Genomic DNA, 2,252 nt, shown 5'->3' on the forward strand with positions numbered 1-2,252 from the left:
GGGCCTTCTACGGGCGGGAACGCCGTCGTCGGGTTCCGTTGCCCACGTATCCCTTCCACCGCGAGCGCTACTGGCTCGACCCACAACCCCCGCACACGGACCGGCCCGGCGGAACGTCGCAGGTCCCGCCCGCCGCACGGGCACGGGGAGGTGCCGCGCGACGCCGTGACGATGTCGCCGAGTGGTTCTACTCGCCGTCCTGGCAGCGAGCGGCCCTTCCCTCCGGCGGGGTTCCGGACTTCGCGCGGCACTGGTTGGTGTTCGCCGACGCATTGGGGGTGGGTGAGGAACTGGCCCGGCGTCTGCGCACCGGCGGTGCGGATGTCACCGTGGTGAAGCCCTCGGACGCCTGGCACCGGGCGGCCCCCGACCTGTTCGCCATCGACCCCGCACGAGGGGGTGACTACGACCGGTTGCTGGACACGTTGCGGAACGGGCCCGGGGGCTTGCCCACCCGCATCATCCATGGCTGGAGCGTGACCGCCATGACCGAGGCGGAACCGGCCGACGAGGAGACCGGCCTCCGTCTCGGTTTCGGGAGCCTCGTCCACATGGCCAAGGCCCTGGCCCGCCACGTGGACGCCGAATCGCGTCGTATCTGGGTGTTCAGCAACGGGCTGCACAACGTCACGGGGTCCGAACGGCTCTCCCCGGCCAAGGCCCCGCTGCTGGGCCCGAGCCGTGTCCTGCCCCGCGAGATGGCCCGTACCGGCTGTCGCAGCGTGGATCTCGACTGCCTCGCGCCGCCCGGGGCCCGCGAGCTGGACCGGCTCATGACCGAGCTGGCATCCGAGCCCGTCTCCGGGACGGAGACGGTGGCGCACCGAGGCATTCACCGGTGGGCCCAGCACTACGTTCCGCTACGGCTGCCCGAGCGCGACGGACCCTCCGCGCTGCGGCCGGGCGGCGTGTACCTGATCACCGGGGGAACGGGCGGTCTGGGGCTGGCGCTGGCGGAGCACATCGTCGCCGCGGGAGGCCACGTCACTCTCACCGCGCGTACGAGATTTCCTCCCGAGGCGGAGTGGGAGGCATTTCTGGCCCGCGCCTCCGCCGGGAGCCCGGTCGTGGAAGCCGTGCGCCGCCTGAGCCGTCTGCGAAGTACCGGCGGGAGGATTATGGTCCTGCAGGCCGACGTGAGCGACCCCGCGGCCATGCGTGCGGCCGTCGAGCGGACCAACCGCCGATGGGGGCCCGTCCACGGAGCCTTCCACGCCGCGGGTGTGGCCGGTGGCGGCCTGATCGAGCTCAAGGACATGAACATCGCGGCAGCGGTGATGCGGCCCAAGGTGCGCGGCACGCTCGTACTGGAGGAAGTGCTGGCCGGCCAGGACCTGGACTTCATGGTGCTGTTCGGTTCCAACGGCGCGAACATCGGCAGCGCCGGCCAGGTCGACTACTGCGCCGCCAACTGCTTCCTCGACGCCTTCGCCCAGGACCGGGCACGGCGACAGCGCGTGATCTCGATCGACTGGGGTGCGTGGCGGGGCATCGGAATGGCGGTCGGGACAGCCCTGCCGCCCGGGCTGGACGAAAGCCGCAGGCGAGACGTGGAAGAGCGTGGCATGTCGGCGGCGGAGGGGCTGAGAGCGCTTGAAATGATCCTGATGGATGCTGCGGAGCCGCAGATCATCGTGTCCCCCACCGCACTGCCGGAACTCTTCGCGGAAGCCTTCTCCGTGGACGGCGCGACAGCGCCGGAGCGGTCGTCCCCGCCGAGGACGTCGGCGACCGCCGCACACGCCCGTCCCGACATTCCCACGGAATACGTGCCGCCGCGCACCGCCACGGAGCACGTCATATGCGAGGCGTGGCAGGAAACGCTCGGCTTCGAGAGGGTCGGCATTCAGGACAGCTTCTTCGACCTGGGGGGTGACTCGCTGATCGCCGTTCAGCTGATGGGCGCCATCCACGCCCGACTTGACGTCAGGCTCACCCTGGGCGACTTGTACGAGGGGCTCACAGCCGCCCACCTGGCCGAACTCGCGGAGGGCCGGGCGCGGAAGGTGGCGGACGCCGTTGTCCCGGAGGGCGCCGGGGAACGCGGGGAACACATGCAGCGGCGGCGCCGGCACCAGCAGTTGCAGCGGCGGCGCAGGGCGAGGGGGCAGTGATGTCGGACCAGGCGGAAGCGGAGCCCACGGATCTTCCGGAACCCGGGGGTGTGGCGATTGTCGGGATGTCGGGGCGTTTTCCCGGGGCGGGTGATCTGGCGGAGTTCTGGGCGAATCTGCGTGATGGTGTGGAGTCGG

At 71.0% G+C, this 2,252-nt stretch carries 2 protein-coding genes; both read left to right on the plus strand.

The window, feature by feature from the left end; all coding sequences use genetic code 11:
* Positions 1 to 2,114, plus strand: a 2,114-nt coding sequence (locus ACF1CT_RS37345; protein ID WP_391788489.1) for an SDR family NAD(P)-dependent oxidoreductase, incomplete at its 5' end; no start/stop codon positions are given.
* The coding region (locus ACF1CT_RS37350) for a beta-ketoacyl synthase N-terminal-like domain-containing protein (RefSeq protein WP_391788490.1) at positions 2,114 to 2,252 on the plus strand (139 nt) is incomplete at its 3' end. The genes ACF1CT_RS37345 and ACF1CT_RS37350, both read left to right, overlap by 1 nt.

The sequence above is a fragment of the Streptomyces sp. NPDC014734 genome, assembly GCF_043083325.1.
Taxonomy (GTDB): Bacteria; Actinomycetota; Actinomycetes; order Streptomycetales; family Streptomycetaceae; genus Streptomyces.